The organism is Streptomyces sp. NPDC111628 (assembly GCF_055635195.1).
Window position 1 is genome coordinate 91,989 of sequence record NZ_JBVKBZ010000009.1, and the last position, 20,155, is coordinate 112,143.

Consider the following 20,155-nt stretch of genomic DNA (forward strand, 5'->3'; position numbering starts at 1 on the left):
CCCCGACCGGCGAAACGCCCACCTCCGCATTCTCAGAGCAAGGAACTCACGACCGCGAACAGGAAGCCAGGCCACCCATGACCACAGCACCCCAAGTCGCATCACCGGCGCTGCCGTCGCTGGACTACACCCGGACCGTCGACCGACTGCTCGTCCATCGGGACGCCCTGGGCGAGGTGTTCCTGACGGATCTGCAGGCCATCGACGCGGGCGGTTACGCCGCCGGGGCCCAACTGCCCCGCTCGCACGCCTACTACGGAGACCACCTGCTGCGGCCCAGCTGCCACGATCCGCTGCTGATCCTGGAGGCGTGCCGACAGGCCGCGCTCGCAGGTGCCCACCGCTTCTTCGCCGTGCCCGCCGACCACAAGTTCATCCTCACGCACCTGCGGCTGCGGCTGGACCGCCCGAGCCTGACCTACGTGGGGACCTCACCGTTCCGCCTCTCCATGCGCATACGCATAGCGAGCCGCAAGGAGCGGGAGAACCGGGTCACGGGGCTCGACTACGAGATCGACCTGTACGTCGACAGCTCACTGATCGGCACCGCCGCCATCGGGCTCCGCTTCAAGAACCCGAACGGCTATCTCACGCTGCGCCTCAACAACCGCGACGGCATGGCCCTGCCGTCCTCCGCCAGCCATCCCGCGGCCACGCCCGGGGCACCGCTCACCCCCCACCTCGTCGGCCGGGCCAACCCGGACAACGTGGTGCTGCTGGACGGTGTCGTGATCGGTGACAGCGCCCAGGCCCTGCTGCGCATACCGGCCCACCACGCCAGCCTCTTCGACCACCCGCAGGATCACCTGCCGGGCATGGTCATCGCGGAGGGCGCCCGGCAGCTCGCGCTGTTCGCCGCACTCGACATCCGGGGGCTCGCCCCCTCCAAGACGCTGATCACCGAACTGGACGTGCGCTTCACGCGTTTCGGCGAGCTGGAGGACGACACCGTCCTGAGCGCGACCGTGCCGCCGCTCACGGGAAGCGGAGCCGAGGAGATCACCGACTACACGCTGGGCGGAGTCCTGGACTCGCGCGGCGGCGTGGACGCGAGGCTTCCCGTGCACGTCGAGGCGACACAGAAGGGCGAGACGCTGTGCTCCTTCGACCTCGTACTGGCCCGGATGCCGGTATGACCGCCACCGCCCTCGGGGAAGTGCGGCCGGCACCCCGGACGACGTCACGCACCGGCGTGTTCTGCGACGTGGACGAGACGCTGATCCGCGTCAAGAGCATGTTTCGCTTCCTGGCGTTCTACCTGGAACGGCGGGGCGAGCCCGTGGCCACGTATCAGCGCCTCGTGGCCGGGCTGCGGGAGTCCGCGCGGCGCGGGGTCCCCCGCAGTGAGATCAACCGGGCCTACTACCGGCTCCTCGGCGGTGAGAGCGCCCGCCGCCTGGCCGCGGCCGGACGGGCGTGGTTCACCAGGGAGTGGCACGAGTCGCCCGGCGGCCTGTACGTGCCCGAGGTCGAGGAGGCCCTGGCCGGCCACCGCGCGTCCGGTCACGAACTCGTGCTGGTCTCGGGGTCGTTCTTCGCGTGCCTGGACCCGATCGCCGCGGACGTCGGGGCCGGCCGGGTGCTGTCCACCCGCCCGGTGGTCCGCCGTGGTGAGCTCACTGGCGAGGTGCTCGCGCCGATGATCGGCCCGACGAAGGGGCGCGCGGTACGGCTCGCCGGTGTGCTGGGCGGATTCGACCTGGCCCGCAGCTCGGCCTACGGCGATCACATCAGCGACCTCGCGATGCTGCGGGAGGTCGGTCGGCCCATCGCCGTCGGCGACCACCCCGAGCTCCTGGCCCATGCCCGGCGCGCCGGATGGGGGCGCCTGATCACCGGTGCGGCAAGGCGATGACGGACGCGGGGCCGCACGGCCGACGCGGCCCGGCACGGCAGGCGGGGGGCATCCGGCTCCTCGCCCTGATCGAGAGGAGGGGTCGTGCCTCAAGTGGGAATCGTGGCCACCGGTTCGTACGTACCGGACACGGTGGTCAGCAACGAGGAAGTCGCACGGGGAGCGGGGGTTTCCGACGAGTGGATCGTACGCAAGACCGGAATCCGTGAGAGGCGGCGGGCCGACGACCGCGACGCCACCTCGGACCTCGCGGCCAGAGCGGCCCGCGCGGCACTGGAGCAGGCCGACGTCGCCCCTCAGGACGTGGCCTACATCGTCCTCGCGACGTCCACGCCCGACCATCCGCAGCCCGCCACGGCCGGCATCGTGCAGCATCTCCTCGGCGCGGTGAACGCGGCCGCCTTCGACATCAACGCGGTGTGCAGCGGGTTCGTGTACGCGACCGCCGTGGCCGAACGCCTGCTGCGGGGGGCCGGCGAGGGCCGCTACGCCCTGGTCGTCGGAGCGGACATCTACTCGCGCATCCTCGACTACTCCGACCGGAAGACCGCCATTCTCTTCGGGGACGGCGCGGGGGCCGTCCTGCTGGGCAGCGTGCCCCAGGGGCGGGGGATCCAGGAGACCAGCCTGCTGACCCGTGGAGATCAGTACCGTCTGATCAGCGTTCCCGCGGGCGGCAGTCGCATGCCGGCCAGCGACCGCAGCCTGCGGGAAGGCGGCCACTTCTTCCGCATGGACGGCCGCGGGGTGCGTTCCTTCGTGCAGGACAACCTCCCCGGTGCGCTGCACGAGCTCCTGGACCGGGCCGGGGTCGACCGCGACCAGGTACGGCACTTCGTCCCGCACCAGGCCAACGGCGTGATGCTGGGGGAGGTGTGGCCCCGGTTGGAGCTCCCCGGGGCGACGATGCACCTCGCTCTCGAGAAGTACGGCAACACGGGGTCGGCCTCGGTGCCCCTCACGCTGGACGTCGCCCACCGCAAGGGGGAGTTCGCCGACGGCGAGACCGTCCTGATGGCCGGCTTCGGCGGTGGGATGACCGTGGGGGCGATCCTGGCCCAGTGGGCACCGACCGCGTGTGCCCGGGCCGGTGACACCGGGCGGCCCGTCGCGGTCACGGCCGGCTGACCGTGCGCCCGCATCCCACGACGGCCCTCGAATCCGTGCTTGCCCACCCGGAGCTTCGCGGACTCGTTCTCCGGCACATCGAGCGCCGCAGGCGCGAGGGTCTGCGACAGGCCGCGGAGCACTCCTTGATGCACCGGCTGCTGGGCGGCGACTCCGGCGGTGCCACGGAGTCCGAAGCGCCGTGAGCCGGGGCAGGCGCGCGGCGGTCCGCCGCGCGCCTGCCCCGGCCACCGGGATCCTCCCGGCCCGCCCTCTGTTCAGCAGGCGGCGCATATGTATAAGCTCTCTGATAGATGTACGGCGTCGCACCGACCTGGTGTGCCCGTCGCGGCTGCCGACGAACGGAGGAGTTGTGCGCACGACCACCCTGGGGCGTACCGGAATCAAGGTGAGTCGCATCGCCTTGGGCACGATGATGCTGGGGGCGTGGGGGCAGCGTGACCACGCGGAGGCGGAACGCCTCGTCCACGACGCCCTGGACGCCGGCGTGAACCTCGTCGACACCGCCGACATGTACTCGGACGGCGAGTCCGAACGCATCGTGGGCAAGGCGCTGCGCGGGCGGCGGGACGAGGTGGTGCTGGCGACCAAGGTCCACTTCCCCATGGGCGACGGCCTCAACAGGTCCGGGAACTCCCGGCTGTGGATCCGGCGCGCCGTGGAAGAGAGCCTGCGCCGCCTGGGCACGGACCGCATCGACCTGTACCAGGTCCATCGCCCCGACCCGGACACCGACCTCGACGAGACCCTCTCGGTCCTGTCCGACCTGGTGCGCGAGGGCAAGGTCATGGCGATCGGAAGCTCGGACTTCCCGGCGGAGCAGCTCGTCGAGTCCCGCTGGGTGGCCGACCGCCGCGGCCACACGCCCTTCCACACCGAACAGCCGCCGTACTCGATCTTCATGCGGGGCGTGGAGCGTGCCGTACTGCCCACCGCCCAGCGCCACAGGGTGGGTGTGCTCACCTGGAGCCCGCTGGCCAGCGGGTGGCTCACGGGGAGGTTCCGCGGCGGCGCCCCGCTGGAGCTCAACGACTTCCGGAGCAACCTCATCCCGCACAAGTTCGACCTGGACCTGCCCGGGAACGTCCGCAAGTACCAGGTCGTCGAAGAGCTGCTCAAGCTGTCGGCGGAGGCCGGTGTCCCGCTCACCCGACTGGCGCTGGCCTTCGTGCTCAACCACCCCGCGGTGGGCAGCGCCATCATCGGCCCGCGCACCCGGGAACAGCTCGCGGACCTGCTCGCGGCCGACACGGTCGAGCTGGAGGAAGCGGTCCTGGACCGCATCGACGAACTCGTCCCGCCGGGCACGGACCTGAACCCGTCCGACGCCGACTACACGCCGCCGGCCCTCGCCGACGCCTCGCTGCGACGGCGCTCCCGGACATGACGGCGGTGCCCGAAGAGCCGCTCCTGGACCAGTGTGCAGTCTGCGGCCTGTGCGGCGAACCGTGCCGGTACGCGCACACCGCACCCGGCGAGCCGGCCGGGTACTACTGCCCGTCGGACTGCCAGCCCGCCGCCCCGGCCGCGGAACTGGAGACGCGGGTGGGGCGCGCCGTCATGGAACGCCTGTGCACCCCGGCGGGGCTCGCCCGCATGGCGGCCGCGGAGGAGCTCCTGCGCCGCCTCGGCCATGAACTCCCGGAGCCCGTACCCGTGTCCGTGGCGCACGCCGTGCGGCAGTGGGACCTCGTTCTCGACGAGGCGGCCCGCAGGTCCGCCGTGCGCGAGTCGCTCCTGTCCGTCGCGCTGAGCCCCGCGCGGGGCCGGCCCGGGGCCGTGCGGCTCTTCTTCGCCTGGCGGCGTCCGGCGGGACGGTTCTTCGATCTGGAATGAGTCGCAGCAGACATACACTAATAAGAGGTGCGCAGGTACTCTCCAGGACATGGTGTCATCAGCTATGGAAAGACGAATCGGGGACCACATCAAGCGGGTGGAGCAGGAGCTCACGTCCACCAAGCACGCCGCCCTGAGGCCGCTCAAGGTCAATGTCCCTCAGTACACCGTGCTGCGTGCCCTGCAGCAGGAGCCCGGACTGTCCGGTGCGGCACTGGCGCGCCGCAGCATGGTGACCCCGCAGACCATGTCGTCCGTACTGTCGAACCTGGAGGGGCGCGGCCTCGTCGAGCGCCGGCCCCACCCGATCCACCAGCACATCCTCGAAGCGCGGCTGACCCGGTCGGGCCACGCGCTGGTGCGCCGCGCCGACGACGTCGTCCAGGACCTCGAGGACCTCCTCGCGAGCAGGCTGGGCGAGGACGAGGCCGCCGGTCTCCTGGCCCAGCTCGAACGCTGCTCGCAGGCGCTGACGGACTGGACGGCCGCACGCCGGGCGGCGAAGTAGCGGCACAGCGACAGAACTCCCGCGGGCGGCCCAGCAGTGGCCGCCCGTCTTTCTTTTTGAGCCGTCTCCGCTCCCCGATAACGGCGCGATAGGTCCCGCATATCCGTCGCCAGCACAGTGGAGCCCGATCTCGTTTCGAGGTGTCGAATCAACCCTGAGCCCCAGAGGTGAACGCGATGAGTACGGACCCCAAGTCGGTTGTGCACGGGATCCTGGCCGAGGATCTGGAAGTGGACCCCGCGGAGATCACGGACGGTGCCTCGCTGCGGAACCTGGAGCTGGACTCGCTGGCCGTCGCCGAGCTGATCGTGCGGATCAAGGAGGAGACCGGCGTCGACCTCAGCGGTGAGGAGACGCGGATCGCGGACCTCACCGTCGGGGAAGTGGTCCTGCTGGCCGGCTCGGGTCTGGAAGCGGCGTGACCGAGGGGCCCGCCGCCATCACCGGTGTCGGACTGGTGACGCCGGCCGGTACCGACACCGACTCGACCTGGGAGGCGATGTGCGCCGCCCGGTCCCTGGAGGGCGGTGACCCCGAGCCGCTGGCCGGGACCGGGGCGTGGCACAGCCTGCGGGTGCCCGCGCTGCGGCCGGGGCAGCTGACCGGGCGCGGAACCGCCCGTACCGATCCGTTCATCCGGTTCGCGCTGGTGGCGGTGGCGGAGGCGCTGGCGCAGTCGCGGCTCGACCCGGACAGCTGGGACGGCAGCCGGGTCGGGGTCGTCGTGGGCAGCGCCTTCGGGGGTGTGACCACGCACGACGAGCAGCACCGGCGGCTGGAGCGGCAGGGGGCGGCCATGGTGTCGCCGTACCTGCATCCCCGGGCCCTGATCAACATGGCGGCCGGGACCATCGGCGCCCGGTACGGGATCACCGGGCCCGGTCACACCGTGGCCGCCGCCTGCGCGTCGGGGGCCTCGGCGTTCGGGCTCGGCAAGACGCTGCTGGACGCCGGTGTCTGCGACACGGTCGTCGTCTGCGGCACGGACGCGGCCGTCACCCCCCTCGTCGTCTCCGGCTTCGCCCGGATGGGCGCGCTGTCCGAACAGAAGGCGACCGACGCGTCCCGGCCGTTCGGCGCCGACCGCGACGGCTTCGTGATCTCCGAGGGCGCCGCCGCCGTCGTCATGGAGAAGCCGGCCAAGGCGCGCGCCCGGGGCGCGGAGGTGCTGGGCCGGCTGCTCGGCCATGCCGACACCTCCGACGCCCATCACCCGACGGCCCCCCGCCCGGACGGCGCGAGCGCCGCGGCCGCCGTCGAGCGGGCACTGGCGGCGGCACGCCTGTCGGCGCGGGACGTGACCACCGTCAACGCGCACGGCACCTCGACCCCGCAGAACGACCTGACGGAGGCCCGGCTCATCGCCCGCCTCTTCCCGCACGGCCCGTCCGTCACCGCGAACAAGGGCCTGCTGGGCCACACGCTCGGCGCGGCGGGCGCCATCGAGGCCGTACTGACCCTGCGCGGCCTGCGCAGCGGCGTGCTGCCGCCGATCGCGCACACCGAGCGGGCCGACCCCGGCCTGCCCGAGCTCGACCTGGTCCTCGGCGGAGTGCGCCGGCACGACGGGAACGTCGCCGTGAGCACCTCCTTCGGGTTCGGGGGCAGCAACTGCGCGCTGGTGCTGGACGCCGGCTGAGCGACGCCACGGCGTCCACGGATCCGAGCTTCCCTTCCTGGAGAGCCCATGACGCAACGCGAAGAAGAGCTGGCCCGTGTCCTGTCCGGGCCCGAGTTCGCCACCATCCGACCGGACGACCTGAGCGTCCTCGACTACAGCCTGCTGACGCTGCGCCGGGCGCGGCTCCTCAACGGCGCCGGTTTCGCGGCGAACTCCCGCTGGCTGGGCCGTGGCGACAGCGCCCGCTTCCCGGAGTTCCTGCGCACCATGGGCTGGATCGGCGCGTACGACCTGTCCCTGCTCAACGTCCTGGTCTCGCACCAGATCGCGGGCGACGCGCTGCTCAGCCACGGCGGTCCGGAGCAACTGGACGCCTGGGCGGGGGAGATCGACGCGATGGAGCGGATGTACTGCTTCGCCGGTTCCGAACTGCTCGCCGGCTCGGACCTGAAGCAGGTGCGGACCACCGCGGCCTACGACCCGCACGAGCGGAACCTGGTGCTGAACACGCCCCGGCCCGCCGACAGCAAGGTGTGGACCGGCAACAGCCTGCACACCGGCGACGTGGCCATGGTGCTGGCCCGGCTGGAGGTCGGCGGGCGCGACGAGGGACACCACTGGCTGCGGGTTCCGCTGCGCGAGGACGGCGCCGTACTGCCCGGCGTGCGCATCGGGCGGGCCGAGCCGAAGGGCGGCGTCACGGCCAACCAGACCGGCGTACTGACCTTCACGGACCACCGGCTGCCGCTGTCCGCGCTGATGAACCGCTGGGCGTCGATCGACGAGGAGGGCACCTACCGGTCCCCGCTGCCGCGCCACCGGCGGTTCGAGGAGTGCCTGGCCACCTTCACCCACGAGCGGCTCTTCCCGTCGGTGGGAGCGGCGTACGCGCAACTGCTCGCCTGCGCGATCACCACGCGGTTCGCGGCCGTCAAGCAGACCTTCGGCAGGCCGCTGATCGGCCACGAGCACTACCGCATGCGGCTGTCGGCGGCCGTGGGGCGCTCGCTGGCCGCCCGGCACGCCATGGCGGCGCTGTCCGAGGTGGCGGTGGCCCGGAGCGCGCAGGGGGCACCGGCCCGTGACCAGGTGCTGCACGCCCTGATCTCCTGCGGCAAGTCCGGCTGCACCGGCGACGCCCGGCACACGCTGGCCGAGACCCGGGAGCTGTGCGGCGGGCTCGGCTACCACGACGCCAACCAGATCGCGCCGCTGCTGCACGACTACGAGATCGCGGTCACCTTCGGCGGTGACAACACCGTCCTCGGCTACCAGGCGACCCGGTTCGCCCTGCGCCACCGCGAGGACTTCGACCGGGTGCTGGACGAGGCGGTCGCCGGTGCCGGGCGGCCGGCCGCCGTCCGGGTGCTGCGGGCCGTCTGCGACCACCTGCTCGACCGGGTGGAGCGGGACGGCGCCGGTGAGGCCAGCGCGCGGTGGAGCCGCGCCGTCCACCAGACGCTGGCGATCGGCCACTGGGCCCGCCACGCCCCGACCCCGCTGTCCGAGCGGCTGCTCGCGCAGTACGCGGCGGTCTGCGTCCTGGAACACGCGCTGGACGCCCTGCGGGCCGGGATCCTCGACCAGGACGCCCTCCTGGCCTTCGAGGCGGCCCGGCACGAGGCGGCGGGCGCCCCCCTCGACGCCGACGCGCTGCTGCGCGAACTGTCCGTGCCCGAGGGCCTGATCAGCGCCCCGATCGCGCACCCGGACTTCGCGGACCGGCACGCCGCCGCGGCCCATGCCGCGCCCGGGCCCGCCGGTTCCGCGTCCGTCCCCGCCTCGCGGGGCATCGCGCGGCCTGCCGCGCCCGCGTCCGCGCAGGCCGTCTCCGGGGCCGCCGTCGCCCCGCGTCCTGCCTCCCCGCAGGCCGGAGCACGCCCATGAGCGCGGCGGGGGGCGGTCGGCCCGGGGCCGTGGTGACCGGGGTGGGGACCTGTCTGCCGGAGACCGTGGTCGACAACGACGAGGTGTCCCGGCATCTGGACACCGACCACGCCTGGATCCACAGCCGTACCGGCATCGAGCGCCGGCGCCGGGTGTCCCCCGGGACCACCACGGGGGACCTCGCCGTCACCGCCGGGGCCGCCGCGCTGAAGTCCGCCGGGCGGGACGACTGCGACCTCGTCCTCCTCGCCACCACCACACCGGACCGGCGCTGCCCCGCCACCGCGCCCCGGGTGGCGTCCCGGCTCGGGCTGCGGGCCGCCGCCGCGTTCGACCTGTCCGCCGTGTGCTCCGGCTTCGTGTACGGGCTCTCCGTGGCCGACGCGATGATCACCGCGGGCACCTGCGACCGGGCCCTGGTCATCGGCGCGGACGTCTACTCCTCGATCGTGGACCCCGACGACCGCGGCACCGCCGTCGTGTTCGGCGACGGCGCGGGCGCCGTGCTCCTGGAGCGCGGCAGCACCGGCGACCCGGGCGCCGTGCTGCACACCGAACTCGGCAGCGACGGCACCGGCGACGAGCTGATCACCATCCCGCCGGACGGCGCGTACCTCACCATGCGCGGCAGCGACGTCTACGCCCGTGCCGTGACCACCATGGCGGAGTCCGCGCGCTCCGCCGCCGCCCACGCGGGCTGGGACCTGGCGGACGTGGACGCCTTCGTCGGGCACCAGGCGAACCTGCGCATCCTCACCTCGGTGGCGAAGCGGCTGCGGCTGCCCCGGGACCGGGTGGTGTCGAACATCGCGGACGTGGCCAACACGGCCGCCGCGTCCATCCCCCTCGCGCTGGCCGACGCGGCCGCGCAGGGCCGTATCCGCTCCGGGGACCGACTGCTCCTGACCGCCTTCGGCGGCGGGCTGACCTGGGGCTCCGCCGCCGTCGTCTGGTCGGGCGCGGAACCCGTCCAGGACCAGCGGAGCTGACCGGACCGAGCGACGAACCTGGCGCACGAGAGGAAGGGACAACGTGGTGCCGAAGCTGCGGATCGCAGTCGTCGGCGGGGGCATCGGCGGACTCGCCGCCGCCCTCGCCCTGACCCGGAAGGGCCACGAGGTACGCGTCTACGAGCAGGCGCCCGAACTCAGGGAAGCGGGCGTGGGTATGCACCTGGGCCCCAACGGCAGCCGCCTCCTGGAACGCTGGGGCCTCGGCGAGCGGCTGCGCGCCCTCGGCGTGCGGCCCACCGGCATGGAGGTGCGGGACTGGTCGCACGGGGGCACCCTGGTGCGGCAGCCGATGGGCGAGGAGTGGCTCGCCGAGTTCGGGGCGCCCTACTACACGATCCACCGGGCCGACCTGCACACCATGCTCGCCGAGTCGCTGCCCCGCGGCACGGTGCGGGCCGGGCACCGGCTCGAACGGTTCACCGAGACCGGCAGCGGGGTCCGGCTGGAGTTCGCCGACGGCTCCACCACCGGCGCGGACGTCCTGATCGGCGCGGACGGTGCGCACTCGGTGGTGCGCCGCACGCTCGCCGGGCCCGACACCGCCGTCTTCTCCGGCCAGAGCGCCTTCCGCGGTGTCGTCGCCCGAGACCAGGTCCCCGGCCTGCCCGGTGACACGCTCCTGGTGTGGGCGGGACCGGACGCCCGCATGCTGGTCTACCCGGTGCGCGGCGGGCGGTTCCTCACCTTCGTCGCCGTCGTGCCCGATCCGCGGTGGCGCCTGGAGTCCTGGAGCGCCCCCGGCGACCTGGACGAACTGGCCGCCCGCTTCGACGGCTGGAACACCGACGTCAAGTCCCTGGTGGCCGCGGTGCGGGAGTCCCGGCGCTGGGCGCTGTACGACCGTGAGCCGCTGGCCCGCTGGAGCGCGGGCGCCGTCACCCTGCTCGGCGACGCGGCCCACCCGATGCTGCCCCACCACGGCCAGGGCGTCAGCCAGGCCGTCGAGGACGCGGCGGTCCTCGCGCACTGCCTGGACGCCGCGACGGGCCCGGACCCCGCGGCCTGTGCCGACGCCGCCTCCACTCCCGCCGCCCGGCGGGCGATCGCGGCCGCGCTGGACGCCTACGAGGGCGTCCGCAGGCCGCACACCACCCGGGTCCAGCTCGGCTCGCGGGGCGGCGGCTCCCAGCGGCTGCGGCCCGACGAGGACGGGGCCGAGTCCACGGGCACGATGTCGTCCCTCGTCGAGGACGTGTCCTGGATCCAGCGCCACGACGCCGAGGCCGGCCTCCCACCGCTGCCGCCGCTGCCCTCGGCGACCCCCTGAACCCACCCCCGACCCAACCCTGCCCGCGCGAGAGAACCAAGGAGAACCCATGTCGAACCACCTCGACCGGCGGCGCCTGATGACCACCGCCCTCGGCGGCGCCGCGGCCGTCGGCCTCGGCGCCGGTGCCGGTCTGCTGGGCGCCGCTCCGGCCGGTGCCGCCGAGCGCCCCGTCACCCCGCACCGCGGGCACGACGACTTCCCCGACGTACCCGGCATGCTCGGCGACCGCCGCGCCAACGAACTCTGGTACATGTTCGACGAGACCACGCTCTACAACGTGGGCCCGGAGCTGGAGCAGGCGTTCACCGACATCGAGACCGCGCTCGGCGACGGCTGGGAGCGGGCCATCTTCGACGCCTGGATGGCCATGGCCGCCACCAGCGACTACCCGAACAACTTCATCGAGTACGTCACCCCCATCAAGGGCCCGCTCCAGGTGCTCTCCAAGGCCCAGCTCGGCGTCTTCGACACCTACTACCGGCCCTACGGCCACGGCATCGTCGGCGCCTTCGCGGACTTCGCCCAGGGCGTGCTCAACGACCCCCGCCGCGAGCGCCCGGTGCACACCATGAACGGCAACCCGCCGCCCGGATACCACATCTGGTTCATCTTCATGCGGTCGATGATGCTGCTGGACATCAGCCGGCACCGCTGGGAGCGGATGGCCCCGGTCAACGCCATGGCGTGGGCGATCCAGACCATCGCCAAGCCCTCCCAGTTCGAGGTCAAGGAGCCGCTGCCGCGCCGGGTCGTGGCCCGGGAGGCCGCCAAGTGGCTGCCGCGCAGCGTGCATCAGCTCGACCGCGACTTCCTGTCCTATCCGCTGCCCGAAGGCATGAGCTGACGGACCCGGCGCCCACGGGAAGCCGCACGGGAAGCCGCACGGGAAGCCCGACGGGAAGTCCCACGGGAAGGACAGGAGGAGACACCATGCGTACCGGAATCTGGCTGGTGGGTGCCCGCGGCTCGGTGGCCACCACGACCGTCGTCGGCGCCGCCGCGCTGCGCGCCGGGCTGGTGCCGGCCACCGGCTGTGTCAGCACGCTCGAAGCCTTCGACGGCGTGCCGCTGCCCGGCTTCGACGAGCTGGTCTTCGGCGGCCACGACGTCGTCGGCACCGGCCTGGTCAAACGGGCCGAGCAGCTCGCCGAGGCGGGCGTCGTACCCCGCGGCCTGCCGGGCGTGCTGACCGCGGAACTCGACGCGGCCGACGCCGAGATCAGGCCCGCGCCGCCGGGCACGGAGGAGGGCGGCGAGGGCACCCCGGACCAGGCGTCGGCCGCCGCGGCGATCGTCGCCGACCTCACCGGCTTCCGGGAACGCCTCGGCCTCGACCGGGTCGTCGTCGTGAACGTCTCCTCCACCCAGCCGCCCGCCGTGCCGCAGCCGGCGCACGCCTCCGCGGCAGCCCTGGGCGAGGCGCTGGCGCGGGGCGAACGGCCGCTGCCCGTCAGCTCCCTGTACGCCTACGCGGCGCTGCGGGCCGGGTGCGCCTTCGTCGACTTCACCCCGTCGACGGGGGCGCGCCTGCCCGCGCTGGACGAACTCGCCCGGGAACGGGGCCTGCCCTACGCCGGCAGCGACGGCAAGACCGGCGAGACCCTGGTCAAGTCGGTGCTCGCGCCGATGTTCGCGCGCCGGGCGCTGCGGGTGCGCTCCTGGTCCGGCACCAACCTGCTCGGCGGCGGCGACGGGGCCACCCTCGCCGACCCGGAGCGGGTGGTCAGCAAGAACGCCTCCAAGGGCCTGGTGCTGGAGGCGGAGCTGGGCCACGCCGTCGAGGGCGGCGTGCACATCCACCACGTCCCCGACCTCGGGGAGTGGAAGACCGCCTGGGACCACGTGACGTTCGAGGGCTTCCTCGGGACCCGGATGACCCTGCAGTTCACGTGGCAGGGCTGCGACTCCTCGCTGGCCGCGCCGCTCGTACTGGACCTGGCCCGGTTCATGGCCCTCGCGCACCGCGGCGGCGTCGCCGGGCCGGTGCCGGAGCTGGGCTTCTTCTTCAAGGACCCGGTGGGCTCCGCCGAGCACGACCTGGCCGCGCAGTACGCGAGCCTGGCCGGCTGGGCGCGCTCGGTGGGGGCGCCGGCGTGAGTGCGCTGCCGCGGGTGCACGACCTGGCCCGCCTGGTCCGGGCCCCGGCCGCGTTGTCGGTGCCCGGGGACGTCCTCGCCGGAGCGGCGGCGGCCCGGCGGCCGCTCGGCCCCGAGCTGCTCGGCATGACGGCGTCGTCGGTCTGCCTGTACTGGGCGGGGATGGCGCTCAACGACTACGCGGACCGCGACCTCGACGCCGTGGAGCGGCCCGAACGCCCGGTGCCCTCCGGAGCGGTGAGCCCGGCCGCGGCCCGCGCGGTCGGCTGCGGGCTCACCGCGGCCGGGCTCGGCCTCGCGGCGCTGGCCCGCGGCCGCCGGGGCCTGGCCACGGCGCTGCCCCTGGCCGGTGTCGTGTGGGCGTACGACCTCGTACTCAAGCCCACCCCGGCCGGTGCCGCCGCGATGGCCGCGGCCCGCGCGCTGAACGTCCTGGGCGGTGCTGGACCCGGCGGACTGCGCCGGGCGCTGCCCGCGGCGGCCACCGTCGCCCTGCACACCGGCATGGTCACCCGGCTGAGCCGGTACGAGGTGAGCGGCGCGCCCCGCGCGGTGCCCCGGCAGTCGCTCGCCGTCGGCGGTGCGGTCGGCGCCGCCGTACTGCTGCGCGGCCGGGGCCGGCCGGCCCCGGACCGGGTGCTGGCCGCGGGCCTGACGGCCGTGTACGCGTACGGGGGCGCGACCGCGCAGCTCGCGGCCGCGCGGAGTCCGGCCGCGCCGCAGGTACGGCGGGCGGTGGCGGCCGGCATCCACGCGCTGATCCCGCTCCAGGCGGCGCTGACCGCGACCGCCGGACGCGGCGCCACGGGCGCCGTGCTGGCCTGCGCCCTCCCGTGGGCCCGACGACTCGGCAGAAAGGTGTCCCCCACATGAGCGCCGGCACGAGATTCGGGTACGGCACGAACGGCTTCGGCGACCATCCGCTGGAGGACGCCCTGGCCGTCCTCGCGGACCTGGGCTACGAGGGCGTCGGACTCACCCTGGACCCGCGGCACCTCGACCCGTTCGCCGACGACCTGCCGCACCGGCTGCAACGGCTCGCGGCGCGGCTGGACCGGCTCGGGCTGGCCGTCGTCGTCGAGACCGGCGGACGGTACGTGCTCGACCCCTGGCGCAAGCACCAGCCGGTGCTGATGTCCGCCGAGGGCGCAGAGCGCCGGGTCGACCTGCTGCTGCGGGCCGTGCGGATCGCCGCCGACCTCGGCGCGGAGGCCGTCTCCTTCTGGAGCGGTGCCGCCCCCGCCGACACGCCCCGGCAGGTGGTCTGGGACCGGCTGCTGGCCGGCTGCGGCACGGTCGTCGATGCCGCCGCGCGGGCCGGCGTCGTGCTGGGCTTCGAACCGGAGCCCGGCATGTTCGTGGACACCCTGGACGCCTACGACGAACTGCACCGCAGGCTCGGCGGCCCGCACCCCCTCGGGCTGACCCTGGACATCGGGCACTGCCGCTGCCTGGAACCGCAGCCGGTCGCCGACTGCGTACGACGGGTCGCCGACCGGCTGGTCAACGTGCAGATCGAGGACATGCGCCGGGGCACCCACGAGCACCTGGAGTTCGGCAGCGGGGAGATCGACTTCCCGCCCGTGCTGTCGGCGCTGGCCGCCACCGGCTACCGCGGACTGGTCTCGGTGGAACTGCCCCGCCACAGCCACGCCGCCCCGGAAGTGGCCCGCCGGTCCCTGGACTTCCTGCGCGCGGCCGAAGCCGACGCAGGCGCAGCGACCCGGGGAGCGGCCGCGTGATCCCCGGCGGCGACGGGGTCCGGTTCCTGCCGGGCGCCCTCTCCGGCGCCCTCGATCGCGCGCTCACCCCGGACGCCGCCGCGTGGCTGGAGCAGGCGCGCGCGGCGGTGCGGTGCGAGGCGGGCGAGGTCGAGGGGAAGTTCGCGGTCGCCGCCCGGCGGTGCGGCCGGGGCGCGCTGGACGTCGGCACGGGAGCGGACGCGGACGCGGGCGCGGGGTGGAGCGTCGACGACGCCGTACGCGTGCTGCTGCTCGCCGCGCTTCCGGTGCGCGGTGCCGCGCTGGCGGCCGTCGTCTCCCGGCTGTACCGGATCGGGGGCGGGCCCGAACGGCGGGCCGTCCTGCGCTCGCTGACGCTGCTGGAGGCCGTGGGCGACCTCGGCGGCCTGGGGCTGCCGCTGGTCGAGGACGCGCTGCGGTGCAACGACCCGAGGCTGATCGCCGCCGCCGTCGGCCCGTACGGCGCCCGCCGGCTCGGTGCGCACGCCTTCCGGCAGGCCGTCCTCAAGTGCGTGTTCGTCGGCGTCCCGCTGGACCTGGTGGCCGCTCTGGACGCACGCGCGGACGCGGAACTGGACCGGATGATGACGGACTTCGCCGCCGAGCGGCGCGCCGCGGGACGGCCGGTCCCGCCCGACGTCGCCGCCTACCTGCACACCCACCGCGTATCCACGGAGGCCACGGCGTGACGCGCATCTTCGACCCGCACATCCACATGACGTCCCGCACCACCGACGACTACGAGGCGATGGCCGCCGCCGGGGTCCGCGCACTGGTCGAACCCGCCTTCTGGCTGGGCCAGCCGCGCACCGGCGTCAGCTCGTTCACCGACTACTTCGACGCGCTGCTCGGCTGGGAGCCCTACCGGGCCGAGCAGTTCGGCATCCGCCACCACTGCGCGCTCGCCCTGAACCCCAAGGAGGCCAACGACCCCCGGCTCGCCGGGGTGCTCGACGTCCTGCCCGACTACCTGGTCCGGGACCGGGTGGTGGCGGTCGGCGAGGTCGGCTACGACGCGATGACGCCGCAGGAGGACAAGGCGTTCACCGTGCAGCTGGAGCTCGCCGTGCGGCACGAGCTGCCCGTCCTGGTGCACACCCCGCACCGCGACAAGGCCAACGGCACCCGCCGCACCCTGGACGTGGTCCGCGAGTCCGGCATCGACCCGGGCCTGGTCGTCGTCGACCACCTCAACGAGGTGACGGTGCGCGACGTCGCGGACAGCGGCTGCTGGATGGGCTTCTCGATCTACCCCGACACCAAGATGAGCGAGGACCGCATGGTCGCGCTGCTGCGCGAGTACGGCACCGCGCGGATCCTCGTCAACTCCGCCGCCGACTGGGGCCGCAGCGACCCGCTGAAGACCCGCCGCACCGCCGACGCCATGCGCGCCGCCGGTTTCGGCGAGGACGACGTCGACCAGGTGCTGTGGCGCAACCCGGTCGCCTTCTACGGGCAGAGCGGACGCCTCGAACTCGACGACCCCGAGGGTTCCGAAGCCCCCGGCGCCCGCGCGGAGTTCGAAGGCAGCTCGATCCGCCGCGGGGAGAGGTGACGGGCGGTGCGCCTGCGGCACCCCGACGGCACCACCGTCCACCTCGCCTACTGCACCAACGTCCACGCGGCCGAGGACCTCGACGGCGTCCTCGCCCAGCTCGCCCGCTACGGGGAGCCGGTGCGCGAACGGCTCGGCGCCGACCGGATCGGCCTCGGACTGTGGCTGGCGGCGCCGGTGGTGACGGCCCTGGCCACGGACCGGTCCGCGCTCGACCTGCTCCGCAAGGAACTGGACCTGCGCGGCATCGAGGTCGTCACCCTCAACGCCTTCCCCTACGCGGGCTTCCACGCCCCGACCGTCAAAAAGGCCGTCTACCGGCCCGACTGGACCGAGCGGCCCCGCCTCGACCACACCCTGGCCTGCGCCCGCGTCCTGGCCGAGCTGCTGCCGCCCGACGCCGCCCGCGGCTCCGTCTCCACGCTGCCGCTGGCCTGGCGCACCCCCTGGACCCCGCACCGGGACGACCTCGCCCGGCGCCACCTCGACCTGCTCTCCCAGGGGCTGGCCGCGCTCGCCGCGGACACCGGGCGCACCGTGCGCGTCGGGTTCGAACCGGAGCCCGGATGCCTGATCGAGACGACCGGCCAGGCGGTGGCACGGCTCGCCGACGCCGACCACGAACGGCTCGGCGTCTGCGTCGACACCTGCCACCTCGCCGTCGCCTTCGAGGAGCCGGGACCCGCGCTGACTCGGCTGGCCGCCGCGCTGCCCGTCGTCAAGACCCAGGCGTCCTGCGCGGTGCACGCCGACCGGCCGGCCGACCCGGCCGCCCGCGCCGCGCTGGCCGCCTTCGCCGAGCGGCGGTTCCTGCACCAGACGCGGCAGGCCGCGCCGGGCGGCCCACTGGCCGCCGACGACCTGCCCGAGGCGCTTCGGGGCGCGCTGTCCGGCGACGCGGCCTGGCGGGTCCACTACCACGTGCCCGTCCAGCGCGACCTGCCGCCGCCCCTGCGCAGCACCCGCCCCGAACTGGTCGCCGCGCTGACCACGCTGCTCGGCGGGCCGACCGCGCTCACCGACCACGTGGAGGTCGAGACGTACACCTGGCCGGTGCTGCCCGGCGCACCCGACGGCGGTGGCCTCGTCGACGGCATCGCCGGTGAACTCGCCTGGACCCGCTCCACCCTGACCGCCCTCGGCCTGACGGAGGAGAGCACCCCGTGAAGCGCCTGCTCGTGCTGGACGTCGTGGGGCTCACCCCGCGCCTGCTGGCCCACATGCCCCGCCTCTCGGCGCTCCGCGACGCCGGGACCGGTGCCCGCCTGGACACCGTGCTGCCCGCCGTGACCTGCTCGGTGCAGTCCACGCTGCTGACCGGCCGGCCGCCCGCGGAGCACGGCGTCGTCGGCAACGGCTGGTACTTCCGCGACCTGGGCGAGGTGCTGCTGTGGCGGCAGCACAACCGGCTCGTCGGCGGCGAGAAGGTGTGGCAGGCGGCCCGCGCGCTGCACCCCGGCTACACCGTCGCCAACGTCTGCTGGTGGTACGCCATGGGCGCCGACGTCGACTGGACGGTGACGCCCCGCCCGGTCTACTACGCCGACGGCCGCAAGGAGCCCGACTGCTACACCCACCCGGCCTCCCTGCACGACGAGCTGACCGGCCGTCTCGGGCCCTTCCCGCTCTTCCACTACTGGGGGCCCACCGCGGACCTCGCCTCCTCCCACTGGATCGTCGACGCCGCCCGCCACCTGCACCGCACCCACCGGCCCGACCTGAACCTCGTCTACGTGCCGCACCTCGACTACGACCTCCAGCGCTTCGGCCCCGACAGCCGCCGGGCCCGCCGGGCCGCCGCCGCACTGGACCGCACCCTGGCACCGCTGCTCGACGAGGCCCGCCGCGACGGCGTCACCGTCGTGGTGCTCAGCGAGTACGGCATCACCCCGGTCAGCAGGCCCGTCGACATCAACCGGGCGCTGCGCCGGGCCGGGCTGCTGGCCGTGCACACCCAGGACGGCATGGAGTACCTGGACCCCTGGACGTCCAGGGCCTTCGCCGTCGCCGACCACCAGGTCGCCCACGTCTACGTGCGCGAGGCCGCCGACCTGCCGCGCGTGGCGGACCTGCTGCACGGCCTGGACGGCGTCGCCGAGGTGCTCGGCGAGGCCGGGAAGAAGGAGCACGGGCTCGACCACGAGCGGGCCGGTGAACTCGTCGCCGTCGCCCGGCCCGAGGCCTGGTTCACCTACTACTACTGGCTGGACGACGCCCGCGCCCCGGACTTCGCCCGCACTGTCGAGATCCACCGCAAGCCCGGCTACGACCCGGCCGAGCTGGGCTTCGACCACCACGCCCCGGCGGCGGCCCGGCTCCGCGCGGCGACCGCGCTGGCCCGCAAGAAACTCGGTCTGCGCTACACCATGAACGTCGTCCCCCTGGACGGCTCCCGGGTCCGCGGCAGCCACGGACGCCTGCCCGGCCGCCCCGAGGACGCGCCGGTGCTCCTGGTCTCCGACCCGGACGCGCCCCTGGGGGCGTCCGTCGCCGCGACGGAGGTCAAGGACCTGCTGCTCTCGCTGGCCGGGATCTCTCCCCATGCCCGCTCGATACGCGGCCGATAACGACGGCCCATAGCGTCCCGAGTACACACAAAACGACGGTGGACGGAGGCTCTGACCATGGCTGCGAATGCCGCGGGACCGGCGTCGCGCTACGACGTGACGCTGGATCAGTCGGACGCGGAACTCGTCGAGGAGATCGCCTGGAAACTCGCCACGCAGGCGACCGGGCGGCCCGACGACGCCGAATGGGTCGAGGCGGCCAGGAACGCCTGGCATGCCTGGCCGGCGACCCTGCGCCGGGACCTCGCCGGATTCCGCCGGGACTCGGGACCGGACGGCGCGATCGTGCTGCGCGGCCTGCCCGTCGACTCCATGGGGCTGCCGCCGACCCCGCGGGTCAACGGCTCCGTGCAGCGGGAGGCCTCGCTGGGCGCCGCCGTGCTGCTGATGACCGCCTGCGGGCTGGGCGACCCCGGCGCGTTCCGGCCGGAGAAGAACGGCGCCCTCGTGCAGGACGTCGTCCCCGTGCCGGGCATGGAGGAGTTCCAGGGCAACGCCGGTTCGACCCTGCTGACCTTCCACAACGAGAACGCCTTCCACGAGCACCGCCCCGACTTCGTGATGCTGCTGTGCCTGCGCGCCGACCCCACGGGCCGGGCGGGCCTGCGCACCGCCTGCGTGCGGCGGGTGCTGCCGCTGCTGTCCGACGACACCGTGGACGCCCTGTGGGCACCGGAGTTCCGCACCGCGCCGCCGCCCTCCTTCCAGCTGAGCGGCCCCGAGGAGGCACCCGGACCGGTACTCCTCGGCGACCCCTCGGACCCCGACCTCCGGGTGGACCTGGCGGCCACCCAGCCGGTGACCGAGCGGGCCGCCGAGGCCCTGCGCGAACTCCAGGCCCGCTTCGACGCCACCGCCGTCACCCACCGCCTCCTGCCCGGGGAGCTGGCGATCGTCGACAACCGGGTCACCGTGCACGGCCGCACCGAGTTCACCCCCCGCTACGACGGCACCGACCGCTGGCTCCAGCGCACCTTCGTGCTCAGCGACCTGCGCCGCTCGCGCGCGCTGCGGCCGGCCGACGGCTATGTGCTCGGAGCGGCCCCGCAGCCCGCCTGACCGGCCAAGCCCCCGCAG

Annotated in this window: 20 protein-coding genes; all 20 read left to right on the plus strand. The window is 74.2% G+C overall.

Annotated elements, in window-relative coordinates:
* Positions 1–77: 77 nt before the first annotated feature.
* The gene (locus tag ACZ7MF_RS38155) at positions 78–1,136 is read left to right on the plus strand and encodes a ScbA/BarX family gamma-butyrolactone biosynthesis protein (protein ID WP_471482724.1); all 1,059 of its coding nucleotides are present in this window, start codon (positions 78–80) and stop codon (positions 1,134–1,136) included.
* Positions 1,133–1,855 carry an HAD family hydrolase gene (locus ACZ7MF_RS38160; protein WP_471482725.1) on the plus strand — a complete coding sequence of 241 codons (723 nt, stop codon included), beginning with the start codon at positions 1,133–1,135 and terminating at the stop codon, positions 1,853–1,855. Before ACZ7MF_RS38155 ends, ACZ7MF_RS38160 begins: the two co-directional genes overlap by 4 nt.
* Positions 1,856–1,939: 84 nt before the next feature.
* Positions 1,940–2,983 (plus strand): 3-oxoacyl-ACP synthase III family protein, encoded by a 1,044-nt coding sequence (locus ACZ7MF_RS38165; protein WP_471482726.1) that lies wholly within the window; start codon positions 1,940–1,942, stop codon positions 2,981–2,983.
* A 352-nt stretch (positions 2,984–3,335) separates the two neighbouring features.
* Complete coding sequence (locus ACZ7MF_RS38170) at positions 3,336–4,370, plus strand: aldo/keto reductase (protein WP_471482727.1); 1,035 nt, start codon at positions 3,336–3,338, stop codon at positions 4,368–4,370.
* Positions 4,367–4,819: a hypothetical protein gene (locus tag ACZ7MF_RS38175; protein ID WP_471482728.1), complete on the plus strand. Its 453-nt coding sequence runs from the start codon at positions 4,367–4,369 to the stop codon at positions 4,817–4,819. The genes ACZ7MF_RS38170 and ACZ7MF_RS38175 overlap by 4 nt, the downstream gene beginning before the upstream one ends.
* Before the next feature lie 64 nt (positions 4,820–4,883).
* Positions 4,884–5,327 (plus strand): MarR family winged helix-turn-helix transcriptional regulator, encoded by a 444-nt coding sequence (locus ACZ7MF_RS38180; RefSeq protein WP_356868105.1) that lies wholly within the window; start codon positions 4,884–4,886, stop codon positions 5,325–5,327.
* A gap of 176 nt (positions 5,328–5,503) precedes the next feature.
* A complete protein-coding gene (locus tag ACZ7MF_RS38185) occupies positions 5,504–5,749 on the plus strand; it encodes an acyl carrier protein (RefSeq protein WP_109034895.1) in 246 nt (81 codons plus the stop codon).
* Positions 5,746–6,966: a beta-ketoacyl-[acyl-carrier-protein] synthase family protein gene (locus ACZ7MF_RS38190; RefSeq protein WP_471482729.1), complete on the plus strand. Its 1,221-nt coding sequence runs from the start codon at positions 5,746–5,748 to the stop codon at positions 6,964–6,966. The genes ACZ7MF_RS38185 and ACZ7MF_RS38190 overlap by 4 nt, the downstream gene beginning before the upstream one ends.
* A 48-nt stretch (positions 6,967–7,014) precedes the next feature.
* Positions 7,015–8,835 (plus strand): acyl-CoA dehydrogenase family protein, encoded by a 1,821-nt coding sequence (locus ACZ7MF_RS38195; protein WP_471482730.1) that lies wholly within the window; start codon positions 7,015–7,017, stop codon positions 8,833–8,835.
* The gene (locus ACZ7MF_RS38200) at positions 8,832–9,824 is read left to right on the plus strand and encodes a beta-ketoacyl-ACP synthase III (RefSeq protein WP_471482731.1); all 993 of its coding nucleotides are present in this window, start codon (positions 8,832–8,834) and stop codon (positions 9,822–9,824) included. The genes ACZ7MF_RS38195 and ACZ7MF_RS38200 overlap by 4 nt, the downstream gene beginning before the upstream one ends.
* A gap of 43 nt (positions 9,825–9,867) precedes the next feature.
* A complete protein-coding gene (locus ACZ7MF_RS38205) occupies positions 9,868–11,115 on the plus strand; it encodes an FAD-dependent monooxygenase (protein WP_471482732.1) in 1,248 nt (415 codons plus the stop codon).
* A 49-nt stretch (positions 11,116–11,164) separates the two neighbouring features.
* Complete coding sequence (locus ACZ7MF_RS38210; protein WP_471482733.1) at positions 11,165–11,962, plus strand: hypothetical protein; 798 nt, start codon at positions 11,165–11,167, stop codon at positions 11,960–11,962.
* 86 nt (positions 11,963–12,048) lie between these two features.
* Complete coding sequence (locus tag ACZ7MF_RS38215) at positions 12,049–13,215, plus strand: inositol-3-phosphate synthase (protein ID WP_471482734.1); 1,167 nt, start codon at positions 12,049–12,051, stop codon at positions 13,213–13,215.
* Positions 13,212–14,087, plus strand: a complete 876-nt coding sequence (locus ACZ7MF_RS38220; protein WP_471482735.1) for an SCO3242 family prenyltransferase — start codon at positions 13,212–13,214, stop codon at positions 14,085–14,087. The genes ACZ7MF_RS38215 and ACZ7MF_RS38220 overlap by 4 nt, the downstream gene beginning before the upstream one ends.
* On the plus strand, positions 14,084–14,956 hold the full coding sequence (locus ACZ7MF_RS38225) for a sugar phosphate isomerase/epimerase family protein (protein ID WP_471482736.1): 873 nt from the start codon (positions 14,084–14,086) through the stop codon (positions 14,954–14,956). The genes ACZ7MF_RS38220 and ACZ7MF_RS38225 overlap by 4 nt, the downstream gene beginning before the upstream one ends.
* On the plus strand, positions 14,953–15,645 hold the full coding sequence (locus ACZ7MF_RS38230) for an EboA domain-containing protein (protein WP_471482738.1): 693 nt from the start codon (positions 14,953–14,955) through the stop codon (positions 15,643–15,645). The genes ACZ7MF_RS38225 and ACZ7MF_RS38230 overlap by 4 nt, the downstream gene beginning before the upstream one ends.
* Positions 15,642–16,511, plus strand: coding sequence for a TatD family hydrolase (locus tag ACZ7MF_RS38235; protein WP_471482739.1), 870 nt, complete (start codon positions 15,642–15,644; stop codon positions 16,509–16,511). The genes ACZ7MF_RS38230 and ACZ7MF_RS38235 overlap by 4 nt, the downstream gene beginning before the upstream one ends.
* 6 nt (positions 16,512–16,517) lie before the next feature.
* Complete coding sequence (gene eboE, locus ACZ7MF_RS38240; RefSeq protein ID WP_471482741.1) at positions 16,518–17,678, plus strand: metabolite traffic protein EboE; 1,161 nt, start codon at positions 16,518–16,520, stop codon at positions 17,676–17,678.
* 53 nt (positions 17,679–17,731) lie between these two features.
* Positions 17,732–19,078 (plus strand): nucleotide pyrophosphatase/phosphodiesterase family protein, encoded by a 1,347-nt coding sequence (locus tag ACZ7MF_RS38245; RefSeq protein WP_471483020.1) that lies wholly within the window; start codon positions 17,732–17,734, stop codon positions 19,076–19,078.
* Positions 19,079–19,135: 57 nt separating this feature from the next.
* On the plus strand, positions 19,136–20,137 hold the full coding sequence (asnO, locus tag ACZ7MF_RS38250) for an L-asparagine oxygenase (RefSeq protein ID WP_471482743.1): 1,002 nt from the start codon (positions 19,136–19,138) through the stop codon (positions 20,135–20,137).
* The last annotated feature ends 18 nt before the right edge of the window (positions 20,138–20,155 follow it).

Coding starts and splice junctions, on each gene's coding strand:
- ACZ7MF_RS38155 (WP_471482724.1), top strand. CDS start 78: ATGACCACAGCACCCCAAGTCGCATCACCGGCGCTGCCGTCGCTGGAC.
- ACZ7MF_RS38160 (WP_471482725.1), top strand. CDS start 1,133: ATGACCGCCACCGCCCTCGGGGAAGTGCGGCCGGCACCCCGGACGACG.
- ACZ7MF_RS38175 (WP_471482728.1), top strand. CDS start 4,367: ATGACGGCGGTGCCCGAAGAGCCGCTCCTGGACCAGTGTGCAGTCTGC.
- ACZ7MF_RS38180 (WP_356868105.1), top strand. CDS start 4,884: ATGGAAAGACGAATCGGGGACCACATCAAGCGGGTGGAGCAGGAGCTC.
- ACZ7MF_RS38185 (WP_109034895.1), top strand. CDS start 5,504: ATGAGTACGGACCCCAAGTCGGTTGTGCACGGGATCCTGGCCGAGGAT.
- ACZ7MF_RS38195 (WP_471482730.1), top strand. CDS start 7,015: ATGACGCAACGCGAAGAAGAGCTGGCCCGTGTCCTGTCCGGGCCCGAG.
- ACZ7MF_RS38200 (WP_471482731.1), top strand. CDS start 8,832: ATGAGCGCGGCGGGGGGCGGTCGGCCCGGGGCCGTGGTGACCGGGGTG.
- ACZ7MF_RS38210 (WP_471482733.1), top strand. CDS start 11,165: ATGTCGAACCACCTCGACCGGCGGCGCCTGATGACCACCGCCCTCGGC.
- ACZ7MF_RS38215 (WP_471482734.1), top strand. CDS start 12,049: ATGCGTACCGGAATCTGGCTGGTGGGTGCCCGCGGCTCGGTGGCCACC.
- ACZ7MF_RS38225 (WP_471482736.1), top strand. CDS start 14,084: ATGAGCGCCGGCACGAGATTCGGGTACGGCACGAACGGCTTCGGCGAC.
- ACZ7MF_RS38245 (WP_471483020.1), top strand. CDS start 17,732: ATGCCCCGCCTCTCGGCGCTCCGCGACGCCGGGACCGGTGCCCGCCTG.
- asnO (WP_471482743.1), top strand. CDS start 19,136: ATGGCTGCGAATGCCGCGGGACCGGCGTCGCGCTACGACGTGACGCTG.